The sequence below is a fragment of the Bacillus sp. Y3 genome (assembly GCF_008123875.1).
GTDB lineage: Bacteria > Bacillota > Bacilli > Bacillales > Bacillaceae > Bacillus > Bacillus altitudinis.
The window spans coordinates 18,329-39,248 of record NZ_VSSC01000012.1; the positions used below are offsets into that span (position 1 = coordinate 18,329).

At 41.9% G+C, this 20,920-nt stretch carries 19 protein-coding genes, 2 tRNA genes and 1 pseudogene; all 22 read left to right on the forward strand.

Annotation, left to right across the window (positions count from 1 at the left end; all coding sequences use genetic code 11):
• Positions 1 to 57 precede the first annotated feature (57 nt).
• On the forward strand, positions 58 to 456 hold the full coding sequence (locus FXF70_RS18580; protein ID WP_003217901.1) for a S1 domain-containing RNA-binding protein: 399 nt from the start codon (positions 58 to 60) through the stop codon (positions 454 to 456).
• A gap of 178 nt (positions 457 to 634) precedes the next feature.
• Positions 635 to 708: transfer RNA gene (locus FXF70_RS18585), tRNA-Met, on the forward strand.
• 25 nt (positions 709 to 733) lie between these two features.
• Positions 734 to 805: transfer RNA gene (locus tag FXF70_RS18590), tRNA-Glu, on the forward strand.
• A 203-nt stretch (positions 806 to 1,008) separates the two neighbouring features.
• Complete coding sequence (spoIIE, locus tag FXF70_RS18595; RefSeq protein WP_024719363.1) at positions 1,009 to 3,492, forward strand: stage II sporulation protein E; 2,484 nt, start codon at positions 1,009 to 1,011, stop codon at positions 3,490 to 3,492.
• Positions 3,493 to 3,568: 76 nt separating this feature from the next.
• Positions 3,569 to 4,303, forward strand: coding sequence for a vWA domain-containing protein (locus FXF70_RS18600; protein WP_148780887.1), 735 nt, complete (start codon positions 3,569 to 3,571; stop codon positions 4,301 to 4,303).
• Positions 4,287 to 5,297 carry a protein kinase domain-containing protein gene (locus FXF70_RS18605; protein ID WP_148780888.1) on the forward strand — a complete coding sequence of 337 codons (1,011 nt, stop codon included), beginning with the start codon at positions 4,287 to 4,289 and terminating at the stop codon, positions 5,295 to 5,297. The genes FXF70_RS18600 and FXF70_RS18605 overlap by 17 nt, the downstream gene beginning before the upstream one ends.
• Positions 5,298 to 5,393: 96 nt before the next feature.
• A pseudogene (gene tilS, locus FXF70_RS18610) lies at positions 5,394 to 6,816 on the forward strand (tRNA lysidine(34) synthetase TilS).
• On the forward strand, positions 6,813 to 7,352 hold the full coding sequence (hpt, locus tag FXF70_RS18615; RefSeq protein ID WP_007496175.1) for a hypoxanthine phosphoribosyltransferase: 540 nt from the start codon (positions 6,813 to 6,815) through the stop codon (positions 7,350 to 7,352). Before tilS ends, hpt begins: the two are co-directional and overlap by 4 nt.
• Before the next feature lie 95 nt (positions 7,353 to 7,447).
• Positions 7,448 to 9,352 (forward strand): ATP-dependent zinc metalloprotease FtsH, encoded by a 1,905-nt coding sequence (gene ftsH / locus FXF70_RS18620; protein WP_007496173.1) that lies wholly within the window; start codon positions 7,448 to 7,450, stop codon positions 9,350 to 9,352.
• 163 nt (positions 9,353 to 9,515) lie between these two features.
• Complete coding sequence (locus tag FXF70_RS18625) at positions 9,516 to 10,292, forward strand: type III pantothenate kinase (RefSeq protein ID WP_008341820.1); 777 nt, start codon at positions 9,516 to 9,518, stop codon at positions 10,290 to 10,292.
• A 15-nt stretch (positions 10,293 to 10,307) separates the two neighbouring features.
• Positions 10,308 to 11,183 carry an Hsp33 family molecular chaperone HslO gene (gene hslO / locus FXF70_RS18630; RefSeq protein WP_007496169.1) on the forward strand — a complete coding sequence of 292 codons (876 nt, stop codon included), beginning with the start codon at positions 10,308 to 10,310 and terminating at the stop codon, positions 11,181 to 11,183.
• 52 nt (positions 11,184 to 11,235) lie between these two features.
• Positions 11,236 to 12,138, forward strand: coding sequence for a peptidyl-prolyl cis-trans isomerase (locus FXF70_RS18635; protein WP_025206605.1), 903 nt, complete (start codon positions 11,236 to 11,238; stop codon positions 12,136 to 12,138).
• Between the two features lie 77 nt (positions 12,139 to 12,215).
• Positions 12,216 to 13,139: a cysteine synthase A gene (gene cysK, locus FXF70_RS18640; RefSeq protein WP_008341814.1), complete on the forward strand. Its 924-nt coding sequence runs from the start codon at positions 12,216 to 12,218 to the stop codon at positions 13,137 to 13,139.
• A 123-nt stretch (positions 13,140 to 13,262) separates the two neighbouring features.
• Positions 13,263 to 14,681, forward strand: a complete 1,419-nt coding sequence (locus FXF70_RS18645; RefSeq protein ID WP_148780889.1) for an anthranilate synthase component I family protein — start codon at positions 13,263 to 13,265, stop codon at positions 14,679 to 14,681.
• A 13-nt stretch (positions 14,682 to 14,694) separates the two neighbouring features.
• Entirely contained in the window at positions 14,695 to 15,288 is a 594-nt protein-coding gene (pabA, locus tag FXF70_RS18650; RefSeq protein ID WP_008341810.1) for an aminodeoxychorismate/anthranilate synthase component II, read from the forward strand.
• Positions 15,285 to 16,133, forward strand: a complete 849-nt coding sequence (gene pabC / locus FXF70_RS18655; RefSeq protein ID WP_046342432.1) for an aminodeoxychorismate lyase — start codon at positions 15,285 to 15,287, stop codon at positions 16,131 to 16,133. The genes pabA and pabC overlap by 4 nt, the downstream gene beginning before the upstream one ends.
• Positions 16,134 to 16,142: 9 nt before the next feature.
• Positions 16,143 to 17,000, forward strand: a complete 858-nt coding sequence (folP, locus tag FXF70_RS18660) for a dihydropteroate synthase (protein ID WP_024719371.1) — start codon at positions 16,143 to 16,145, stop codon at positions 16,998 to 17,000.
• On the forward strand, positions 16,993 to 17,355 hold the full coding sequence (gene folB, locus FXF70_RS18665; RefSeq protein ID WP_041506531.1) for a dihydroneopterin aldolase: 363 nt from the start codon (positions 16,993 to 16,995) through the stop codon (positions 17,353 to 17,355). The genes folP and folB overlap by 8 nt, the downstream gene beginning before the upstream one ends.
• Positions 17,352 to 17,855, forward strand: coding sequence for a 2-amino-4-hydroxy-6-hydroxymethyldihydropteridine diphosphokinase (gene folK / locus FXF70_RS18670; RefSeq protein WP_007496156.1), 504 nt, complete (start codon positions 17,352 to 17,354; stop codon positions 17,853 to 17,855). The genes folB and folK overlap by 4 nt, the downstream gene beginning before the upstream one ends.
• Positions 17,807 to 18,040 carry a helix-turn-helix domain-containing protein gene (locus FXF70_RS18675; protein ID WP_008341798.1) on the forward strand — a complete coding sequence of 78 codons (234 nt, stop codon included), beginning with the start codon at positions 17,807 to 17,809 and terminating at the stop codon, positions 18,038 to 18,040. Before folK ends, FXF70_RS18675 begins: the two co-directional genes overlap by 49 nt.
• Complete coding sequence (gene dusB, locus FXF70_RS18680; protein ID WP_046342438.1) at positions 18,033 to 19,034, forward strand: tRNA dihydrouridine synthase DusB; 1,002 nt, start codon at positions 18,033 to 18,035, stop codon at positions 19,032 to 19,034. The genes FXF70_RS18675 and dusB overlap by 8 nt, the downstream gene beginning before the upstream one ends.
• 90 nt (positions 19,035 to 19,124) lie before the next feature.
• Positions 19,125 to 20,624 (forward strand): lysine--tRNA ligase, encoded by a 1,500-nt coding sequence (lysS, locus tag FXF70_RS18685; RefSeq protein WP_024719373.1) that lies wholly within the window; start codon positions 19,125 to 19,127, stop codon positions 20,622 to 20,624.
• Positions 20,625 to 20,920: the final 296 nt, after the last annotated feature.

A 20,920-nucleotide genomic window follows, 5' to 3' on the forward strand; every position in this document is an offset into this window, starting at 1 on the left:
TATGTATAATTGAACAAATGAGATTTTTTTATAAGTCTAAGGAGGAGCACTTTTTTTATGTCGATTGAAGTTGGCAGCAAGTTACAAGGGAAAGTTACGGGCATTACAAATTTTGGAGCTTTTGTGGAGTTGCCAGGCGGTTCAACTGGTCTCGTTCATATCAGTGAGGTAGCCGATAACTATGTAAAAGATATTAATGAGCATTTAAAAGTCGGTGAACAAGTTGAAGTGAAAGTGATTAACGTTGAAAAAGACGGTAAAATCGGCTTGTCCATTAAAAAAGCAAAAGATCGTCCTCAACAACAACAATCAAGACCGAGCAGAAATGATTTCCGTCCGAAGGAATCGTTTGAGCAAAAAATGAACAAATTCTTAAAAGATAGCGAAGATCGCTTAACATCTTTAAAACGTAACACGGAATCAAAACGTGGGGGGCGCGGAGCAAGAAGAGGTTAACTTGTTGCTGCTTTCTATATATTTTTCACAACAAAGCATCTGCTGTTTAGCGGGTGCTTTTTTTAATACAAATTCAACGCTTTTTGTGATTTCGCCATTTAATTTAAAACTTTCTATTGACGGACAAGCGAATCCTTTGTATTATAGTTCTTGTGCTTCTTAGCGCATTTTACATTATGGCGGTGTAGCTCAGCTGGCTAGAGCGTACGGTTCATACCCGTGAGGTCGGGGGTTCGATCCCCTCCGCCGCTATCCTTTTAAAAAGAACGATAAGCAAGGCCCGTTGGTCAAGCGGTTAAGACACCGCCCTTTCACGGCGGTAACACGGGTTCGAATCCCGTACGGGTCATCTTCAAAACAGCTTTCTATAGGAAAGCTGTTTTTTTGTGCTTTCGTAAAATTCTGATGAAAGACATCGACTTTCAAGAAAGTATGCCTTTTTGGCAAATAAAGCGTCGAACGTTTTATGGAAACGACAACTTCTTTTGACAAAATTTCTTTTTCACCTTCGCTATAATGACAAGCAACGAATATCAGGTGGGGGATGAAAAGATGGAAAAACTAGAAAGAAGAACTGATTTAACGGGAGCCGGGTTTGAAAGAATCAGTGCAGGGTTAAAAAAGATGAAAAACCTGTTTCTTCATCATACGCATTCTCTTTTTTTCTATAAAGGGTTTATTTATGTTGTTCTGGGCTTTTTATTGGGACGAGCCTTTATCTTATCTGAAATTATGCCGTTTGCATTGCCTTTCTTTGGGTCCATGCTGCTCATTAAAAGGGATAAAGCGATGCTTGCTTGTCTTGCTTTACTCGCTGGAGCGATGACGATATCACCTCAAAATGCATTATTCGTATTTGCGTCATTGATCGTGTTCCTCCTCATGTCAAAGGTCGTTTCATTCATCATCAAAGACCCGGTGAAAACATTACCGGTTGTGATTGTGCTCTCAATGCTGATGACGAGGGGAGCTTTTGTATACCTCGAGCAGGGTGCGGTTCAAAGCTATGACTATGTGATGGCGGGGGTTGAAGCTGGACTTGCCTTCATTCTGACACTGATATTTCTTCAAAGTTTGCCGATTTTTACAGTCAGGAAAATCAAACACTCTTTAAAGGTTGAAGAAATTATTTGCTTTATGATATTAATCGCTTCAGTTTTAACAGGTCTGGCTGGGATCACATTTCAAGGAATGCAGGCAGAGCATATTTTGTCACGATATGTAGTGCTGAGCTTTGCCTTTATTGGAGGAGCGAGTATTGGTTGTACAGTGGGTGTTGTAACTGGATTAATTCTTGGTCTCGCCAACATCGGCAACCTTTATCAGATGAGTCTGCTTGCCTTTTCGGGCTTATTAGGCGGATTACTAAAAGAGGGGAAAAAAGCAGGAGCCGCCATCGGCTTGATTGTGGGTTCTTTACTAATCTCCCTCTACGGTGAAGGGTCAGCAGGGCTAATGACCACGCTATATGAATCACTCATCGCAGTTGCACTGTTTTTGCTCACGCCACAGTCAGTAACGTCCAAGGTGGCAAAATATATTCCTGGTACGGTAGAGCATGTACAGGAACAGCAGCAATATGCCAGAAAAGTACGAGACGTGACAGCAAAAAAGGTAGATCAATTCTCTAATGTATTTCATGCGCTGTCTGAGAGTTTTGCGACATTTTACGAATCCATTCCTGAGGAGAAGAAGCAGGAAGAGGATGTAGATCTTTTTTTAAGTACGATCACAGAACGTTCCTGTCAAACGTGCTATAAGAAAAATAAATGCTGGGTGCAGAACTTTGATACAACCTATGAACTCATGAAACAAGTTATGCATGAATCTGATGAAAAAACGTACGAGCATAACCGGAAGTTGAAAAAGAAATTCAGTCAGCACTGCTCAAAATCAAAGCATGTAGAAGAATTGATTGAAGAGGAGATAGCTTACTATAAAGCAAATCAGACCTTAAAGAAAAAGGTCCAAGACAGCAGGCGCCTTGTGGCCGAACAACTTATGGGTGTCTCACAAGTCATGGAGGATTTTTCCCGGGAAATAAAACGAGAAAGAGAGCAGCATTTTATTCAGGAAGAGCAGATGATAGAAGCACTTCAGAACTTTGGAATTGAAATTCAGCAAGTTGAAATTTATAGCTTAGAACAGGGAAATGTTGATATAGAGATGAGAATTCCCTATTGCCAAGGTCATGGGGAATGCGAAAAAATCATCGCTCCAATGCTCTCGGATATTTTAGAAGAACAAGTTTTAGTCAAAGCAGAGCAGTGTGCGGAGCATCCAACAGGTTATTGTCATGTTGTATTCGGTTCTGCAAAATCGTATCGAGTGTCTACAGGTGTAGCACATGCAGCGAAAGGCGGAGGATTAGTATCTGGAGACAGCTACAGCATGATGGAGCTGGGTGCAGGTAAATATGCCGCAGCTATTAGTGATGGGATGGGAAATGGAGCAAGAGCCCATTTTGAAAGCAATGAAACGATCAAGCTGTTAGAAAAAATCTTGGCGTCTGGTATTGATGAAAAAGTAGCGATTAAAACGATTAATAGCATTTTATCTTTACGGACAACGGATGAAGTCTATTCCACATTAGACTTATCCATCATTGATTTACAGGATGCGAGCTGTAAGTTCCTCAAGATTGGCTCCACCCCAAGTTTTATTAAACGTGGTGATCAAGTGATGAAGGTACAGGCCAGCAACTTGCCTATTGGCATTATTGATGAATTTGAAGTAGAAGTGGTGAGTGAACAGATGAAGGCAGGAGATCTCCTTATCATGATGAGCGACGGTATCTTTGAAGGACCAAAGCATATCGAAAATCATGATTTGTGGGTCAAACGAAAAATGAAGAGCTTTAAAACAGAAGATCCGCAAGAGATTGCTGATTTATTAATGGAGGAGGTCATTCGCACAAGAGCAGGTCAAATTGATGACGATATGACGGTTGTCGTTATTAGGCTCGACCACAATACACCAAAATGGGCATCCATTCCGACAGGTACATTCTATCTTCAGAAACAAGAGATTTCTTGAAATATCGTATAATATGAATTTCTTCTGGCGATGATGGGGATATAAGCATTCAGTTACAATCCCAGGAGGAATGAAGATGCGAAAAGGTCACGTAAACCAAATCTTACTGATTACAGATGGCTGCTCAAATCATGGGGAAGACCCACTTGCGATTGCCGCATTGGCAAAGGAGCAAGGGATCACAGTCAATGTCATTGGCATTATGGAAGAGAACAGACACGATCATGAAGCGATGAAAGAAGTAGAGGGGATTGCTCTAGCAGGCGGAGGCATTCATCAGGTTGTCTACGTTCAGCAATTGTCTCAAACCGTACAAATGGTGACAAAAAAGGCGATGACGCAAACGTTACAAGGTGTTGTGAATAAAGAATTGCAGCAAATTCTTGGCAAAGATACTGAAATTGAAGAACTTCCCCCAGATAAGCGTGGAGAAGTGATGGAGGTTGTGGACGAGCTCGGTGAGACGGTTCATCTTCAAGTGCTTGTGCTTGTGGATACGAGTGCAAGCATGAAACCGAAGTTGCCAACGGTCAAAGAAGCACTCATCGATCTCTCTATTAGTCTAAATTCGAGAATTGGTGAAAATCAGTTTGGGATGTGTGTATTTCCCGGGAAAAACTCAGATGCAGAAATTGTGTTGAACTGGACGCCTCGGTTCGATTCGTTATCATCGATTTTCCCGAAGCTGACAACAGGAGGAATTACACCGACAGGACCAGCAATTCGAGAAGCACTCCAGCATTTCAAATTAGTTCGTTCACGAAAAGGGCTGCTTGAAGCGAAGGAAGAACATGATGAATTCGGCTTCTAACATCCCATTAGGTACAATGATAAAAGGAAAGTGGCATCACCAACATTACCGCATTGTAAAAGAGCTGGGAAAAGGGGCGAACGGTGTGGTTTATCTGGCCGAATCGCCAAAGGGACAAGTGGCCCTTAAAGTGAGTGATGACAGTATGCTCATTGCATCTGAAGTCAATGTATTAAAATCCTTTTCAAAGGCTCCTGTGAAAACCATGGGGCCTTCTTTTTATGATATGGATGATGCTCTTTATCCTGGAATGTCAGAGAAACGGTCGTTTTATGTCATGGAGTATGTCAGAGGGCCATTGCTGCTTGAATTTGTGAAACAAAAAGGCGATGAATGGATCGTCGTTCTCATGATTCAACTGTTGTCTAACCTTGCTCACTTACATAAGGAAGGCTGGACCTTCGGTGACTTGAAGCCTGATAATCTCATCGTTTCAGGCCCCCCAGCTACGATTCGATGTATTGATGTTGGAGGAACAACGAAGGCGGGAAGGGCGATTAAGGAATACACCGAGTTTTTTGACCGCGGCTACTGGGGCTTCGGTACAAGAAAAGCAGAACCTTCTTATGATTTATTTGCCTTAAGTATGGTCATGGTGAACTGTGCCTATAAAAAAGAATTTAAAAAAGGGGCAGAACCAGAAAAGCAGCTTTATCGGGCGATTGAAGGACATCCTTTATTAAAGCGATATGAGAGGGTGTTAAAAGCGGCTCTACAAGGCAAATATCAATCAGCGGCAGACATGAAAAGCGCGATGCTGAAAGAAGGACAATTGCTTGCTTCAAGAAAATCACGACAAAAGAAGCCATCACAGCAAAATAGGCAAAAGCCAGCTGTTCCCCAACATCAACAGGTCGCACCTTCACGATCAAGAGTTGCTGCTGCGAAAAGAACATCAGTACGCAAAAAATCAGGCGGGCTTTTTGAAACCATTCTCATCTTATGCAGTGTGCTCGCTCTTTACTGTGCTTATGTGGTTTTATTCCTATTATAGAGCTGTAAAAAAGCAGGCTTCTTCTTTGCTTGGAGCTAATGAAAGTGATAGGATATGTATATCTTTAAATTACCTGCTCTTTGTGAGGAGGAAGTTGTGAATAGAATTGAATCTTTTTTGAAAAAACATGATGTTTTCCTTGAAAATACGACAGTCATTGTCGGGGTTTCTGGCGGACCAGATTCTATGCTCTTGCTGCATGAACTAAACAAACGTCGAAAAGGTTCCTTTCAGCTGATTGCAGCCCATGTAGATCACATGTTCAGAGGAGAAGAATCCTTTGCTGATTTGGCATTTGTTGAAGCGTACTGTAAAGAGCATGAGATCCTTTTTGAATCGGCTCGTATACAGGTCACCCAATATGCAAAAGAAAACCGCTTAAACAAACAGGCAGCTGCAAGAGAGTGCAGATATGCTTTCTTTCGTCAATTGATGGAACAGTACAACGCTCAATTTATAGCGCTTGCACATCATGGAGACGATCAAGTAGAAACAATGGTGATGAGGCTGACAAGAGGGACTGTTGGAATAGGACTCGCAGGTATGCAAGCAAAGCGCCCTTTTCAAGAAGGGTGGCTGATTCGTCCGCTGATTGGATATTCTAAGGATGATGTACTCACTGCTTGCGAAAAAGAACAAGTTCCTTATGTCATTGATCAAAGCAATCACACCGATGACTACTTGAGAAACCGGATCAGAAGACACGTTCTTCCCGTGTTAAAAGAAGAGGCACCTCATGTGCATGAAAGCTTTCAGTTTGTAAGTGACATGCTGACTGAGGATGAGCAGTACTTGCAGGCATTAACAAAGGATCAAATGCATCAAGTCATTACGAATCAAACGCCTAAGCAAATTGAGATCAAAACGAAGCCTTTGCTTGACCTGCCTTTGCCTTTACAAAGAAGAGGCATTCAACTAATATTAAACTATCTTTATGAAAACACTCAATCAGCGTTTTCAAACCAGCATATTCTAGGGACTTTGGACTGGTTATCTCATACTGATCAACCGTCTGGATCATTAGATTTGCCAAAAGGTTTACAAGCTGTCAAATCTTATGATCACTGTATGTTTACCTTTGAACGATCGCTTGTCATAGATCAGTCATATACTCATCATTTAAAAGGTGAGCTTGGCGAGGAACTTTTTCTCCCGAATGGACAGTCTATCTTGGTATCAAATCATGTTCCGAAGGATGCGCGGAACGGAAACCATTTTTTCTTGCTTCAAAAAGATCATGTTCGTCTTCCTTTGATCATTCGCTCACGAAAAAACGGTGATCGAATCAAACTTAAAGGGATGAATGGATCAAAAAAGGTGAAAGATATATTTATTGATAAAAAAGTGCCTCTTGCAGAAAGAGACAGCTGGCCGATCGTCACTGACTCGGATCATCAAATCATCTGGATCCCAGGTCTGAAAAAATCCGTTTTTGAAGAAATTGATATGACAAACAGCGATCTCATTGTATTACAATATAGACAGCACGAAAATTTGTAGGGGGCAAGCAAAAGCATGAAACAAGATATTGAAAAGATTTTGATCTCAGAAGAAGAGATCCAGCTAAAAGTGAAGGAACTGGGTGCAACATTAACCAGCGATTATGATGGTAAATTTCCCCTGGCTATTGGTGTTTTGAAAGGGGCTCTTCCATTCATGGCAGACCTGATCAAACACATTGATACATATTTAGAGCTTGATTTTATGGATGTATCTAGCTACGGAAAGTCTACCGTATCTTCTGGAGAAGTGAAGATCATCAAAGATCTAGATACTTCTGTTGAAGGAAGAGATATTCTAATTATGGAAGATATCATCGACAGTGGGTTAACTTTGAGTTATCTGGTAGAGCTTTTCCGATACCGTAAAGCAAACTCCATTAAAATTGTGACATTGCTTGATAAACCAAGCGGCCGCAAAGCAGACATCAAAGCAGATTATGTTGGGTTTGAAGTACCAGATGCATTTGTTGTTGGCTATGGATTGGATTTTGCCGAACGTTACCGAAACCTCCCGTATATTGGAGTGTTAAAACCATCTGTTTACGAAGGCTAATGAGCACACGTTTACATGAGGTTATTGGTTGTGTTGGAATGATTTTCTATGATACTATTGAACATAGTTGTGCTTACTGTGGGAGGAGGTAAGGAATGAATCGGGTTTTTCGTAATACGATTTTTTATATACTTATTTTATTACTTGTGATAGGGGTTGTCAGTTGGTTAGGATCCCCTAATCAAAAGCCTGAGAACATGTCTTACAGCAAATTTTCGCAAAATTTAAGTGCGGGAAAAGTGGAGAGTATCTCCATCCAGCCTGTAAGAGGGGTTTATGAAATTCGTGGTCAATTAGATGGCGCGAAGAAAGATGAATACTTCATTACCCACGTTCCAGACGGTCAAGGAGTTGACCAAATTTACAGTGCACTGAAGAATACAGATGTAAAAGTAGAACCAGCACCTGAAACAAATGGATGGCTGCAAGTTCTGACAACCATCATTCCATTCATCATCATCTTTATCCTGTTTTTCTTCTTATTGAACCAAGCTCAAGGCGGTGGAAGCCGTGTCATGAACTTTGGTAAGAGTAAGGCGAAGCTTTACACAGAAGAGAAGAAACGTGTGAAATTTAAAGATGTTGCCGGTGCGGATGAAGAAAAACAAGAGCTCGTAGAAGTGGTTGAATTCTTAAAAGATCCACGTAAATTTGCGGAGCTTGGCGCAAGAATCCCTAAAGGGGTTTTACTAGTAGGACCTCCAGGTACAGGTAAAACATTGCTTGCGAGAGCATCTGCAGGAGAAGCAGGCGTTCCTTTCTTCAGCATCAGTGGTTCTGACTTCGTCGAGATGTTCGTCGGTGTCGGTGCATCACGTGTACGTGATTTGTTTGAAAATGCGAAAAAGAATGCACCTTGCTTAATCTTTATTGATGAGATTGATGCAGTGGGTCGTCAGCGTGGAGCAGGTCTTGGTGGTGGTCATGATGAGCGTGAACAAACGCTTAACCAGCTTCTTGTTGAAATGGATGGTTTTAGTGCCAACGAAGGGATTATTATCATTGCTGCAACGAACCGTGCAGATATCCTAGATCCTGCATTGCTGCGTCCGGGACGTTTTGACCGTCAAATTACGGTTGACCGCCCAGATGTCATTGGCCGTGAAGAAGTACTGAAGGTTCATGCGAAAAACAAACCGCTTGATGATACAGTCAACCTGAAAGCCATTGCAAGCAGAACACCAGGTTTCTCAGGGGCAGATCTTGAGAACTTACTAAACGAAGCAGCGCTTGTTGCTGCCCGTCAAAACAAAAAGAAAATTGATATGCGTGATATCGACGAAGCAACTGACCGTGTCATTGCTGGACCGGCTAAGAAAAGCCGTGTCATTTCTAAGAAAGAACGCAATATCGTGGCGTACCACGAAGCAGGTCATACCGTCATTGGACTTGTCCTTGACGAAGCTGACATGGTGCATAAAGTAACGATCGTTCCTCGTGGTCAGGCAGGCGGATATGCGGTCATGCTTCCAAGAGAAGATCGTTATTTCCAAACGAAGCCAGAGCTTCTTGATAAAATCGTCGGCTTGCTCGGCGGTCGTGTTGCAGAGGAAATTACGTTTGGTGAAGTAAGTACAGGAGCTCACAACGACTTCCAGCGTGCAACAGGCATTGCAAGAAGAATGGTCACAGAGTTCGGTATGTCTGATAAACTTGGTCCTCTACAATTCGGTCAAGCACAAGGAGGTCAAGTATTCCTTGGCCGTGATTTCAACAACGAGCCGAATTATAGTGAAGCGATCGCTTATGAAATTGACCAAGAAGTTCAGCGCTTCATCAAAGAAAGCTACGAACGTGCGAAACAAATTCTCACTGAGAATAAAGATAAGCTAGAAATCATCGCACAAGCTCTTCTAGAAGTGGAAACATTAGATGCTGAACAAATTAAATCTCTTTACGATACTGGAAAGCTTCCAGAGCGTGTATACGCAGATGACGAAGAGAAAAACGATGATGTGAAAGTGAACATCAAGAAAAAAGAAGAAGACGAAGAGATTTAATCTCCTTCTATAAAAAGCTGTCGGGCTCACCGGCAGCTTTTTTTATTTCGATTCATGAATGGATCGGTTTCGAATTGTTTACAAATGGAACTCAATTCGTGTATGGTATGATAGAAAGTCGAAAAATGCTCTTTTTGAGACACTATTCAAAGTGGTGATGAAGTTGTTACTCGTGATAGATGTAGGAAACACAAATACCGTTTTAGGTGTTTATCATAATGGCGATTTGAACTACCATTGGCGGATTGAAACAAGCCGTCATAAAACAGAAGATGAATTTGGTATGGCAATCCGATCCTTATTTGACTATGTAGGGCTGATGTTTGACCAGATAGAAGGGATTATCATTTCTTCTGTTGTCCCGCCAATGATGTTTGCTCTGGAAAGAATGTGCGAAAAGTATTTTCACATTACTCCTCAAATCGTTGGGCCTGGCATGAAGACTGGATTAAACATTATGTGTGACAATCCAAAGGAAGTCGGCGCTGATCGAATTGTAAATGCAGTGGCGGCCATTCATCTGTATGGGGCGCCTCTCATTGTGGTAGACTTTGGAACAGCCACAACCTACTGCTATATCAATGAACAAAAACAATACATGGGTGGCGCAATTGCACCGGGTATTACCATCTCAACAGAGGCTTTATATACAAGAGCGGCTAAGCTGCCAAGGATTGAAATTGTTCGTCCAGATCATATCGTAGGGAAAAACACGATCAGTGCGATGCAATCAGGTATCCTGTATGGATATGTTGGTCAAGTCGAGGGAATAGTGAAACGGATGAAGCAGCAAGCCAAACAAACACCGAAAGTCATTGCAACAGGCGGTTTGTCTACATTGATTGGAAATGAATCAGACTGTATTGATATTGTCGATCCGTTCCTCACATTAAAAGGGCTCCAATTAATTTATGAACGCAATCGTGTCGGTGTATTATAGGAGGGTTTAATCAAAATGGATTATTTAGTTAAAGCGTTAGCATATGACGGGAAAGTCCGTGCGTATGCTGCGAACACAACAGATACAATCAACGAAGCGCAGAGAAGACACCATACGTGGCCAACTGCTTCAGCTGCAATCGGCAGAACCATGACAGCGACTGTCATGATGGGAGCCATGCTGAAAGGCGAGAATAAATTAACTGTCAAAATTGAAGGCGGTGGGCCGATCGGAGCCATCATTGCGGATGGAAACGCAAAAGGTCAGGTGCGCGGATATGTCTCAAACCCACAAGTTCACTTTGATTTAAATGAACATGGGAAGCTGGACGTTAGACGTGCTGTTGGAACATCTGGAACGTTAAGTGTTGTCAAAGATATCGGACTGAAAGACCACTTTACAGGGCAAACAGAAATTGTCTCAGGTGAAATTGGAGATGACTTTACTTATTACCTCGTCTCCTCTGAACAAGTGCCATCCTCTGTAGGTGTGGGTGTTCTTGTCAATCCAGATAACTCGATCCTTGCAGCAGGCGGTTTCATCATTCAATTGCTGCCTGGAACAGAAGATGCAGTCATCGAAAGACTCGAAAAGAGATTATCAACCATTGAACCAATCTCTAAACTGATTGAAAAAGGGATGACTCCTGAAGAAATTTTAGAAGAAGTGCTCGGTGAAAAACCTCAAATTTTAGAAACTGTACCTGTCGAATTTTCTTGTAACTGCTCAAAAGAACGGTTTGCCAACGGTATTATCAGCCTAGGGAAAGCCGAAATTGAGGATATGATTGAACAAGACGGACAAGCAGAAGCTCAATGCCATTTTTGTAACGAAACGTATGTATTTACAAAAGAAGAGCTAGAAGAGCTACGTGAAGAAATAACCCGCTAAGCTCTAAGCAGCGGGTTTTCTTTTTAGAATGGAAAGGAGACGAAAGATGAGACTGAAAGCAAGAGTGGTATGGACATTTATCCTCGTTCTGCTCATGATTAATGCCGTTGTCATTGCATATGTATTAACAAAATCACAAATGTCGCAGGCTTCTTCAAATGGGAAGAGCGGTGAAGAAATTGCTTCTATTGGGAAAGAGAAAGTCACACGTCAAGAATGGTTAAAGAAAATGGAAGACCGCTACGGAAAGGCAACACTTGAACAAATGATCAATCAGAAGGTAGTCAATCAGCTTGCGAAAGAAAACAAGCTGGAGGTATCTTCAAAAGAGATCAATCGTGAGCTGCTGATGCTGAAAGCGGTATCTAATAATTTCTACGAAGACGGTCATACAAGCGAAAAGGAATGGAAAGAGCAGATTCGTTATCAAATTTTATTAGAACAGCTTCTAACGAGAGATGCGGTCGTTTCTGAAAAAGAAGCCAAATCCTTTTATGAAAAAAACAAAGACTTGTATCAATATGATGACTCATACCGAATTCGCCACATTGTTGTGAAAACAAAAGACGAGGCACAAAGTGTATTAAAAGATTTAAAGGGCGGATCTAGTTTCGAAGCTGTAGCAGCTGAACGATCCACCGATCGATATACCTCTCCTTACGGCGGAGATCTTGGATTTGTCACAGAAGAGCAAGAAAGCATTCCAGCCCTATACATACAAGAAGCCCAAAAGCTTCAGCCAGATGAATGGACGAAAGAGCCGATCGAGATCAAAAACGGTTATGCCATCATACAATTAAAAGAAAAATTAAATGGCCGCTCCTTCTCTTATGAAGAAGTCAAAGATCAGATCAAAAGGCAGATCGCCATGGAAGATCTGGGTGAAAAGGCGAATGTCAAAACCCTGTGGAAAGAAGCAAAAGTCACATGGTTTTACGATGGAGAGCAGGACTAAAAGCATTGACAAAATTTTTCGAAATTGATAATTTAATATTAATACAATAAAATTACTCGGAGATAGAGGTGTTAGTGATGGCTCGTATTGCAAATTCAGTTTTTGAACTAATAGGAAATACACCAGTCGTTAAATTAAACCGTTTAGTAGATGAAGACAGTGCGGATGTCTACTTGAAACTTGAATATATGAACCCAGGCAGCAGTGTAAAAGATCGTATTGCGTTAGCGATGATCGAAGATGCTGAAGCAAAAGGTACATTAAAAGCTGGTGACACACTCATTGAGCCAACAAGCGGAAACACAGGAATCGGTCTTGCGATGGTCGCGGCTGCAAAAGGAATCAATGCGATTTTAGTTATGCCGGATACAATGAGTCAGGAGCGCCGCAACCTTTTACGCGCTTACGGTGCAGAGCTTGTATTAACACCCGGTGCAGAAGGAATGAAAGGTGCCATCAAAAAAGCAGAAGAATTAGCAGAAGAGCACGGATACTTCATGCCTCAGCAGTTCAGCAATGAAGCCAATGCTGAGATTCACCGCCGCACAACAGGGAAAGAGATTCTTGAACAGTTTGACGGCGACCTTGATGCATTTATTGCAGGAGTTGGTACGGGCGGTACGATTACAGGTGCTGGTGAAGTCCTGAAAGAAGCCATTCCATCTATTCAGCTTTATGCGGTAGAACCAACAGATTCTCCTGTACTATCAGGCGGGAAACCAGGTCCGCATAAAATTCAAGGCATCGGAGCAGGCTTTGTTCCATCTATCTTGAACACAGAAGTATATGACGGCATTATCCAAGTGAAAAACGAAGATGCATTTGAACTTGCAAGAAAGGCAGCGAAAGAAGAAGGAATCCTTGGTGGTATATCTTCAGGAGCAGCCATTTATGCAGCGCTTCAAACAGCGAAGAAGCTTGGTAAAGGGAAAAAGGTTCTAGCGATTATTCCAAGTAACGGTGAACGTTACCTTAGTACGCCGCTTTATCAATTTGATTAAACAATACACCCCAGCATTTGCTGGGGTTTTTTCATGAATTCTGAAGATGGAAAGCAAATACTATTTTCTAATTAAAATGGATTGCATTACAATAAGGTTAATGAAAATAAAAAGGATGATTACATGACACAACGTAGGCCGATGGGCATCAAAATTCCTTTTACGAAAGATGCATTCTTGAAACGATACGAACAATTAACGGCTCATGAATCACATCACGTCCTTCTTGAAAGTGCACGTGGCGGAGAATACAGTATTGCCGGCATTCATCCGATCGCTAAAGCGAAAGGGAAGGACGGGATGACCACCATCCATTATCAGAATGAGGTGTTGTTCAAAGAGGGAGATCCTTTTAGGGCATTTGCTGATTGGTTTCAAACCCTACAAACCGAAACGAACGACGAATACCCTGACTTCCAAGGTGGAGCGATTGGATTTTTAAGCTATGATTACGCAAGATATATCGAGCATTTTAAAATGCTGTCCATCGATGATTTGAAGACGCCTGATTTGTATTTCCTCGTATTCAATGATGTCGCTGTCTTTGATCATAATAAAGACGTCCTCTGGCTGATGACTCATACAGAAGGAGACGAACCTGTCAGTGAAGTTCATCAAAGACTCGAAGAATTAAAGCAAAGCTGGACAAGCACATCAGAAGAGTCAGCACATTCATCTGTCAACGTGTCTTCTTCGGAATGTGTACCTGCTGCACCTTTTACTGAAGAAGCTTTCGGGGAAGCTGTAGAAACGATTAAACAATATATCGCGAACGGTGATGTGTTCCAAGTGAACCTATCCATTAGACAAGATGAACAGTTTCTTACTCATCCATATCATTTATACAAAACATTACGTCACGTGAATCCATCTCCATATATGTCATATCTGCACACGCCAGATTTCCAAATTGTCTGTGGATCTCCAGAGCTGCTTATTAAGAAAAAAGGCATTCAGCTCGAAACAAGACCGATCGCTGGTACAAGATCAAGAGGCAAGGATGATGCGGAAGATCAAGCGCTGGCAAAAGAACTCATTGAAGATGAAAAAGAACGCGCAGAACATGTGATGCTCGTTGATCTTGAGCGGAATGATCTTGGACGAGTGTCTACTTATGGCTCAGTCAAGGTGAACGAGTTTATGGCCATTGAGAAATATTCACACGTGATGCACATTGTATCAAATGTCCAAGGGGAGCTGCGTGATGATTGTGATGCAGTAGATGTCATGAGAGCTGTATTCCCAGGCGGCACAATTACAGGTGCGCCAAAAGTGAGAACAATGGAAATCATAGAAGAGCTTGAGCCGACAAGGCGTGGGCTTTATACTGGATCTATAGGCTGGTTTGGATTCAATCAAGATATGCATTTTAATATCGTCATTCGTACGGCTTATTGTACAGGGGGCAGAGCCTTCATGCAGTCAGGTGCAGGCATTGTCATCGATTCTGTACCAAAGCACGAATACAAAGAATCGATTAAAAAAGCCTATGCAGTGAAAAAAGCATTACAGTTGAGCAAAGAAGAGACTATTTTGAGTTAGAGGTGAGCAGAGTATGATATTAATGATTGATAATTACGATTCATTTACGTACAACCTGGTCCAGTATTTAGGTGAGCTTGGGGAAGAACTGATTGTAAAACGAAACGATCAAGTCACTATTCAAGAAATCGAAGAGCTTAAGCCAGACTTTCTGATGATTTCTCCAGGACCTTGCAGTCCGGATGAAGCAGGAATTAGTATGGAAGCGATCAAACATTTTGCTGGGAAGATTCCGATCTTCGGTGTCTGTTTAGGTCATCAATCCATTGCACAAGTATTTGGTGGAGATGTCATTCGTGCGGAGCGGTTAATGCATGGGAAGACATCAGAGATTGAACATGACGGCAAAGGTGTCTTCACGGGACTCCAAAATCCGCTCGTCGCAACGAGATATCATTCATTAATTGTTAAAGACGAGACGCTACCGGAGTGCTTTGTCAGAACAGCGAGCACAAAGGAAGGTGAACTTATGGCCATTCGCCATAAAGAACTTCCGATTGAAAGTGTTCAATTCCATCCAGAATCGATTATGACGTCCTTCGGTAAGGAAATGCTCAGAAATTTCATTGAAACCTATCGTAAAAAGGGGAATGAAGTAAACGCATGATCATTTACCTGAACGGTCAGTATATAGAGGAGAAAGATGCGACTCTTTCTCCTTTTGATCATGGTTTTCTATATGGCATCGGTGTATTCGAAACATTTACCTCTCTAGCAGGACAAGTCTTCTTGTTAGACTGGCATCTTGAAAGGCTCAATCAATCATTGCGTGACCTTTGCATCGAATCCACAATAGAGAAACCATTTGTACTCGACATCATTCATACATTATTCAATCAAAACCAAATAACGGACGGTTATGCGAGGATCCGCTTCAATGTTTCTGCGGGCAGAGGCAATGGATTTTCTGCAGACCCTTATGAGGAGCCTGTTGTTTTTGTGATGATCTCCCCATTCCGGCCTGAATCAATAGTAGATGAAAAACAGGGAATCATTCTTGATACAAGAAGAAACACACCGGAAGGTCCAAGACGGCTCAAGTCGCATCATTACATGAACAACCTGCTGGCGAAGAGAGAAGTAGGGAACGATCCGTCGGTAGAAGGGATCTTTTTAACAAAAGAAGACGATGTGGCAGAAGGAATTACGTCAAATCTATTTTGGCGAAAAAAAGATGTGATCTATACACCTTCACTTGATACCGGCATTTTAAACGGGGTTACCCGTCGATATTGTATCGAAACGCTGCAAGCTTCGGGGATTCCACTAATAGAAGGAAGATATCCACTCTCACACTTGCTCTCAGCTGATGAGGCGTGGATGACCAATTCGGTTCAGGGAATTGTGCCTTTTAAAAATATCGGAGACACCGTCCTGCAAAACCACAACCGAACGATTTCGACCAAGCTGAGAACAGAATATACAAGAGAACGTCTAGAACATAAAGAGTAGGTGGACACAATGACACAACAATTGATAAAACAGCCTAAAATCATACAAGCCAAGCACCATACCCTTAGTTATGAAGAAAAGACATTGGTCATGGGCATTTTAAATGTCACACCGGACTCTTTTTCAGATGGAGGAAAATTCAATCAAATTGATAAAGCGCTGGCTCACGCAACGCAGCTCATAGAAGATGGGGCGCATATTATTGATATTGGCGGTGAATCGACTCGGCCGGGAGCGGCACTTGTCTCAGAGCAAGAGGAGCTTTCAAGGGTCATTCCTGTCATTGAGAAGATCACAAAAGAATTGGACATACCTATTTCTATTGATACGTATAAAGCCCATGTCGCAGATGAGGCAGTGAAAGCAGGAGCCTCAATCATTAATGATGTATGGGGGGCGAAAGCTGATCCTCAAATGGCGCATGTGGCAGCGAAGCACAACGTGCCAATCATCTTAATGCACAATCGACCAGAGCGGAATTACACCCATCTGATTTCAGATATGATCGCAGATCTGAAAGAAAGTGTTCAAATTGTGAAACAAGCGGGTGTCCGTGATGACATGATCATATTAGATCCTGGTGTAGGATTTGCGAAAAATAAAACTGACAACCTCATGGTCATGAATGAACTTGAACATTTTTGCCACCTAGGGTATCCGCTGCTGCTAGCAACATCCCGCAAACGATTCATCGGTGCAGTTTTAGACCTGCCGCCTGAAGAACGTACTGAAGGAACGGGTGCGACGGTCTGTCTTGGGATTCAAAAGGGCAGCGCGATGGTCCGAGTGCACGATGTAAAAGAAATCGCAAGAATGGCAAAAATGATGGATGCCATGCTGAATAAAGGAGGCGCTTATCATCGATAAAGTATATGTAAACGGAATGGAATTTTACGGCTATCACGGTGTATTTGCAGAAGAGAATAAACTAGGCCAGCGCTTTCGTGTGGACCTAACAGCTTCACTTGATTTAAGTAAGGCAGGACAAACGGATGACCTAAATGAGACCATCAACTATGCTGAGCTCTACAACATCTGCAAAAATATTGTAGAAGGGGACCCAGTGAACCTCGTTGAAACGCTGACAGAAAGAATTACAAATCAAGTGTTAAAGGACTTTCCGACAGTTCAAGAATGTACAGTAAAAGTAATCAAACCAGATCCGCCAATTCCAGGACACTATCAGTCCGTTGCCATTGAAATGACGAGATCACGCGCATGAACAATACAGCATATATCGCTTTAGGCTCAAACATAGGAAAAAAGGAAACCTACTTAAAAGAAGCTGTCAAAAAACTTCACGAACATCCAGGTGTTCAAGTTGAATCCATTTCATCTATATATGAGACAACACCTGTAGGCTACGAGAATCAGGATGACTTCTTGAACATGGCTGTGAAGATTTCCACCTCGCTTCGTCCTGAAGAACTTCTATCACTGACTCAGAACATTGAGCAGGAGTTAGGTAGAACAAGAGAAGTGAGGTGGGGTCCACGGACAGCTGACCTTGACATTTTACTTTATAATCGTGAAAATATTGAAACAGAACAACTTGTAGTGCCGCATCCTAGAATGTACGAACGTTTATTCGTTCTTGTTCCGATGAGTGAGATTTGCCCAGAAATCGGCGAAGCCCAGATAAACGCCGTAACAGACCAAGAAGGTGTAAGCATATGGAAAAAGACATGTGGGGTAGAAGAATTCGTGCATACCGAAAGCTAAAAGGGTATACTCAGGAAGGGTTCGCCAAAAGACTGGGCATTTCTGTCTCTGTCTTAGGGGAAATTGAGCGAGGCAATCGATTACCAACAAACCAAATGGTTGGTCAAATAGCAGATGCTTTAAATATAACGGTGGAAGAACTTTCACCAATACTTGAAGAAGAAAGGAGGGGACATGATGTTTAAAATCGGAGATATCGAAATTAAAAACAAAGTAGTGCTCGCACCAATGGCTGGTGTGTGTAACTCTGCTTTCAGACTCACTGTGAAAGAGTTTGGAGCGGGCTTAGTCTGCGCTGAAATGGTCAGTGACAAAGCGATCTTGATTAATAATGCCAGAACGATGGGCATGCTGTACATTGATGAGCGTGAAAAACCGTTGAGCCTTCAGATATTTGGGGGAGAAAAGGACACGCTCGTAGAAGCGGCCAAGTTTGTAGACCAGAATACAACGGCGGACATTATTGATATTAATATGGGATGTCCTGTACCAAAGATCACGAAATGTGACGCAGGAGCGAAATGGCTGCTGGATCCAAACAAGATTTACGAAATGGTATCCTCAGTCGTAGAAGCTGTAGATAAACCTGTTACTGTGAAAATGAGAATGGGTTGGGACGAAGACCATATTTTCGCTATCGACAATGCCCGTGCTGTTGAACGAGCAGGCGGACAAGCCGTTGCTCTTCACGGACGGACCCGTGTACAGATGTACGAAGGAACGGCGAATTGGGATATTATAAAAGAGGTCAAACAATCTGTTTCCATTCCAGTCATCGGCAATGGAGATGTCAAAACCCCTCAGGATGCAAAACGTATGCTTGATGAAACGGGTGCAGATGCTGTCATGATCGGAAGAGCCGCACTAGGAAACCCGTGGATGATTTACCGGACGGTTCATTATTTAGAAACGGGTGAACTAAAAGAAGAGCCTAATGTGCGTGAGAAAATGTCTGTGTGCAAACTTCACTTAGACAGACTCATAGACCTGAAAGGCGAGCATGTGGCTGTCAGAGAAATGAGAAAACATGCAGCATGGTACTTAAAAGGTGTCCGGGGCAATGCAGATGTAAGAAACCAAATCAATCAAAGTGAAACGAGAGCGGAGCTTGTAAAAGTTCTAGATGACTTTACGATCGAAGCCGAGGCAAAAGAGCTTCAAAGAATAAAAGTAGGATAAGACTATCTTTCTTTTTGTAGCTCACTGCTAGTGCACGTACTGGCAGTTTTTCTGCTTTTCTCTGCAAAATAAATTATTGGAGTGATATAAATGAGTAATGAAGGGCTTAATAACGAAGAATTAAATGATCAATTCCAAGTAAGACGTGACAAAATGAATAAAATGAGAGAAGAGGGTATCGATCCATTCGGTGAACGATATGACCGTTCTCATCAATCCGCACAAATTATTGCTGAATATGACGAGTTTTCAAAAGAAGACTTAGAAGAAAAAGCAGCTCAAGTAACAATTGCTGGCCGTATGATGACAAAACGCGGAAAAGGGAAAGCTGGCTTTGCACACATTCAAGACTTAGAAGGACAAATTCAAATCTATGTACGTAAAGATAGTGTAGGAGAAGAAGCTTACGAATTATTCAAAAGCTCGGACCTAGGCGATATTATCGGTGTGACGGGAACCGTATTTAAAACGAATGTAGGAGAACTTTCAATTAAAGCGACTAGCTTTGAGGTTCTTACAAAAGCACTTCGCCCGCTCCCTGATAAATATCACGGACTAAAAGATGTAGAACAACGCTATCGTCAGCGTTACCTTGACCTGATTGTCAATCCAGAAAGTAAGCAGACGTTCATCATGCGCAGCAAAATCATTCAATCAATGAGAAGATACTTAGATTCAAAAGGATACCTAGAAGTTGAAACACCAACAATGCATAGCATCCCTGGTGGTGCATCAGCTCGTCCTTTCATTACTCATCACAATGCACTTGATATGCCGCTTTATATGCGTATTGCGATCGAGCTGCATTTAAAACGTCTAATTGTCGGTGGTCTAGAGAAAGTATACGAGATTGGTCGCGTATTCCGTAATGAAGGAGTCTCAACTCGTCATAACCCGGAATTTACTATGATTGAACTGTATGAAGCATATGCAGACTATAAAGACATCATGAACCTAACGGAAAACTTGATTGCTCATATTGCCCAAGAAGTACTAGGAACAACAACGATTCAATATGGAGAAGATCAAATTGATCTAAAACCTGAATGGAAGAGACTCCATATGGTTGAAGCAGTCAAAGAAGCAACAGGTGTAGACTTCTGGCAGGAGATGTCTGTAGAAGAAGCAAAACAGCATGCTGCTGATCACGATGTTGAAATCACAAAAAATATGACAGTAGGTCATATTATCAATGAGTTCTTCGAGCAAAAAGTAGAAGAAACACTGGTTCAGCCTACTTTTATTTACGGGCACCCAGTCGAGATTTCTCCATTAGCTAAGAAAAATCCTGAAGACCCGCGCTTCACGGACCGCTTTGAGCTATTCATCGTACGCCGCGAGCATGCAAATGCATTCACCGAGCTGAATGATCCAATCGACCAAAGAGAACGTTTTGAAGCTCAATTAAAAGAACGTGAAGAAGGAAATGACGAAGCGCATCTCATGGATGACGATTTTGTTGAAGCATTAGAATATGGCATGCCGCCAACAGGTGGACTAGGAATCGGTATCGACCGATTAATCATGCTGCTAACAAATTCTCCATCAATCAGAGATGTACTGCTTTTCCCGCAAATGAGAAACCGTTAATACATCAACCAAAGCGCCATTTTATTTATGGCGCTTTTTATTTTTCATAAAATGAAAATTTTTTTAAAAAAACTATTGCAAGGAAAGAATCCAGATGGTATATTATTATTCGTTGCCGCAAAACAGCAACGAGGTTGAAAAAAGAAAATGAAAAAAGTTCTTGACTTCAACTGAAGCGAAATGTTAAGATATTAAAGTCGCTTACGAGCGATAACGAAAATGATCTTTGAAAACTAAACAAGACAAAACGTACCTGTTAATTCGAGTTTTTATAAAAAAATCCTATGATACATCAT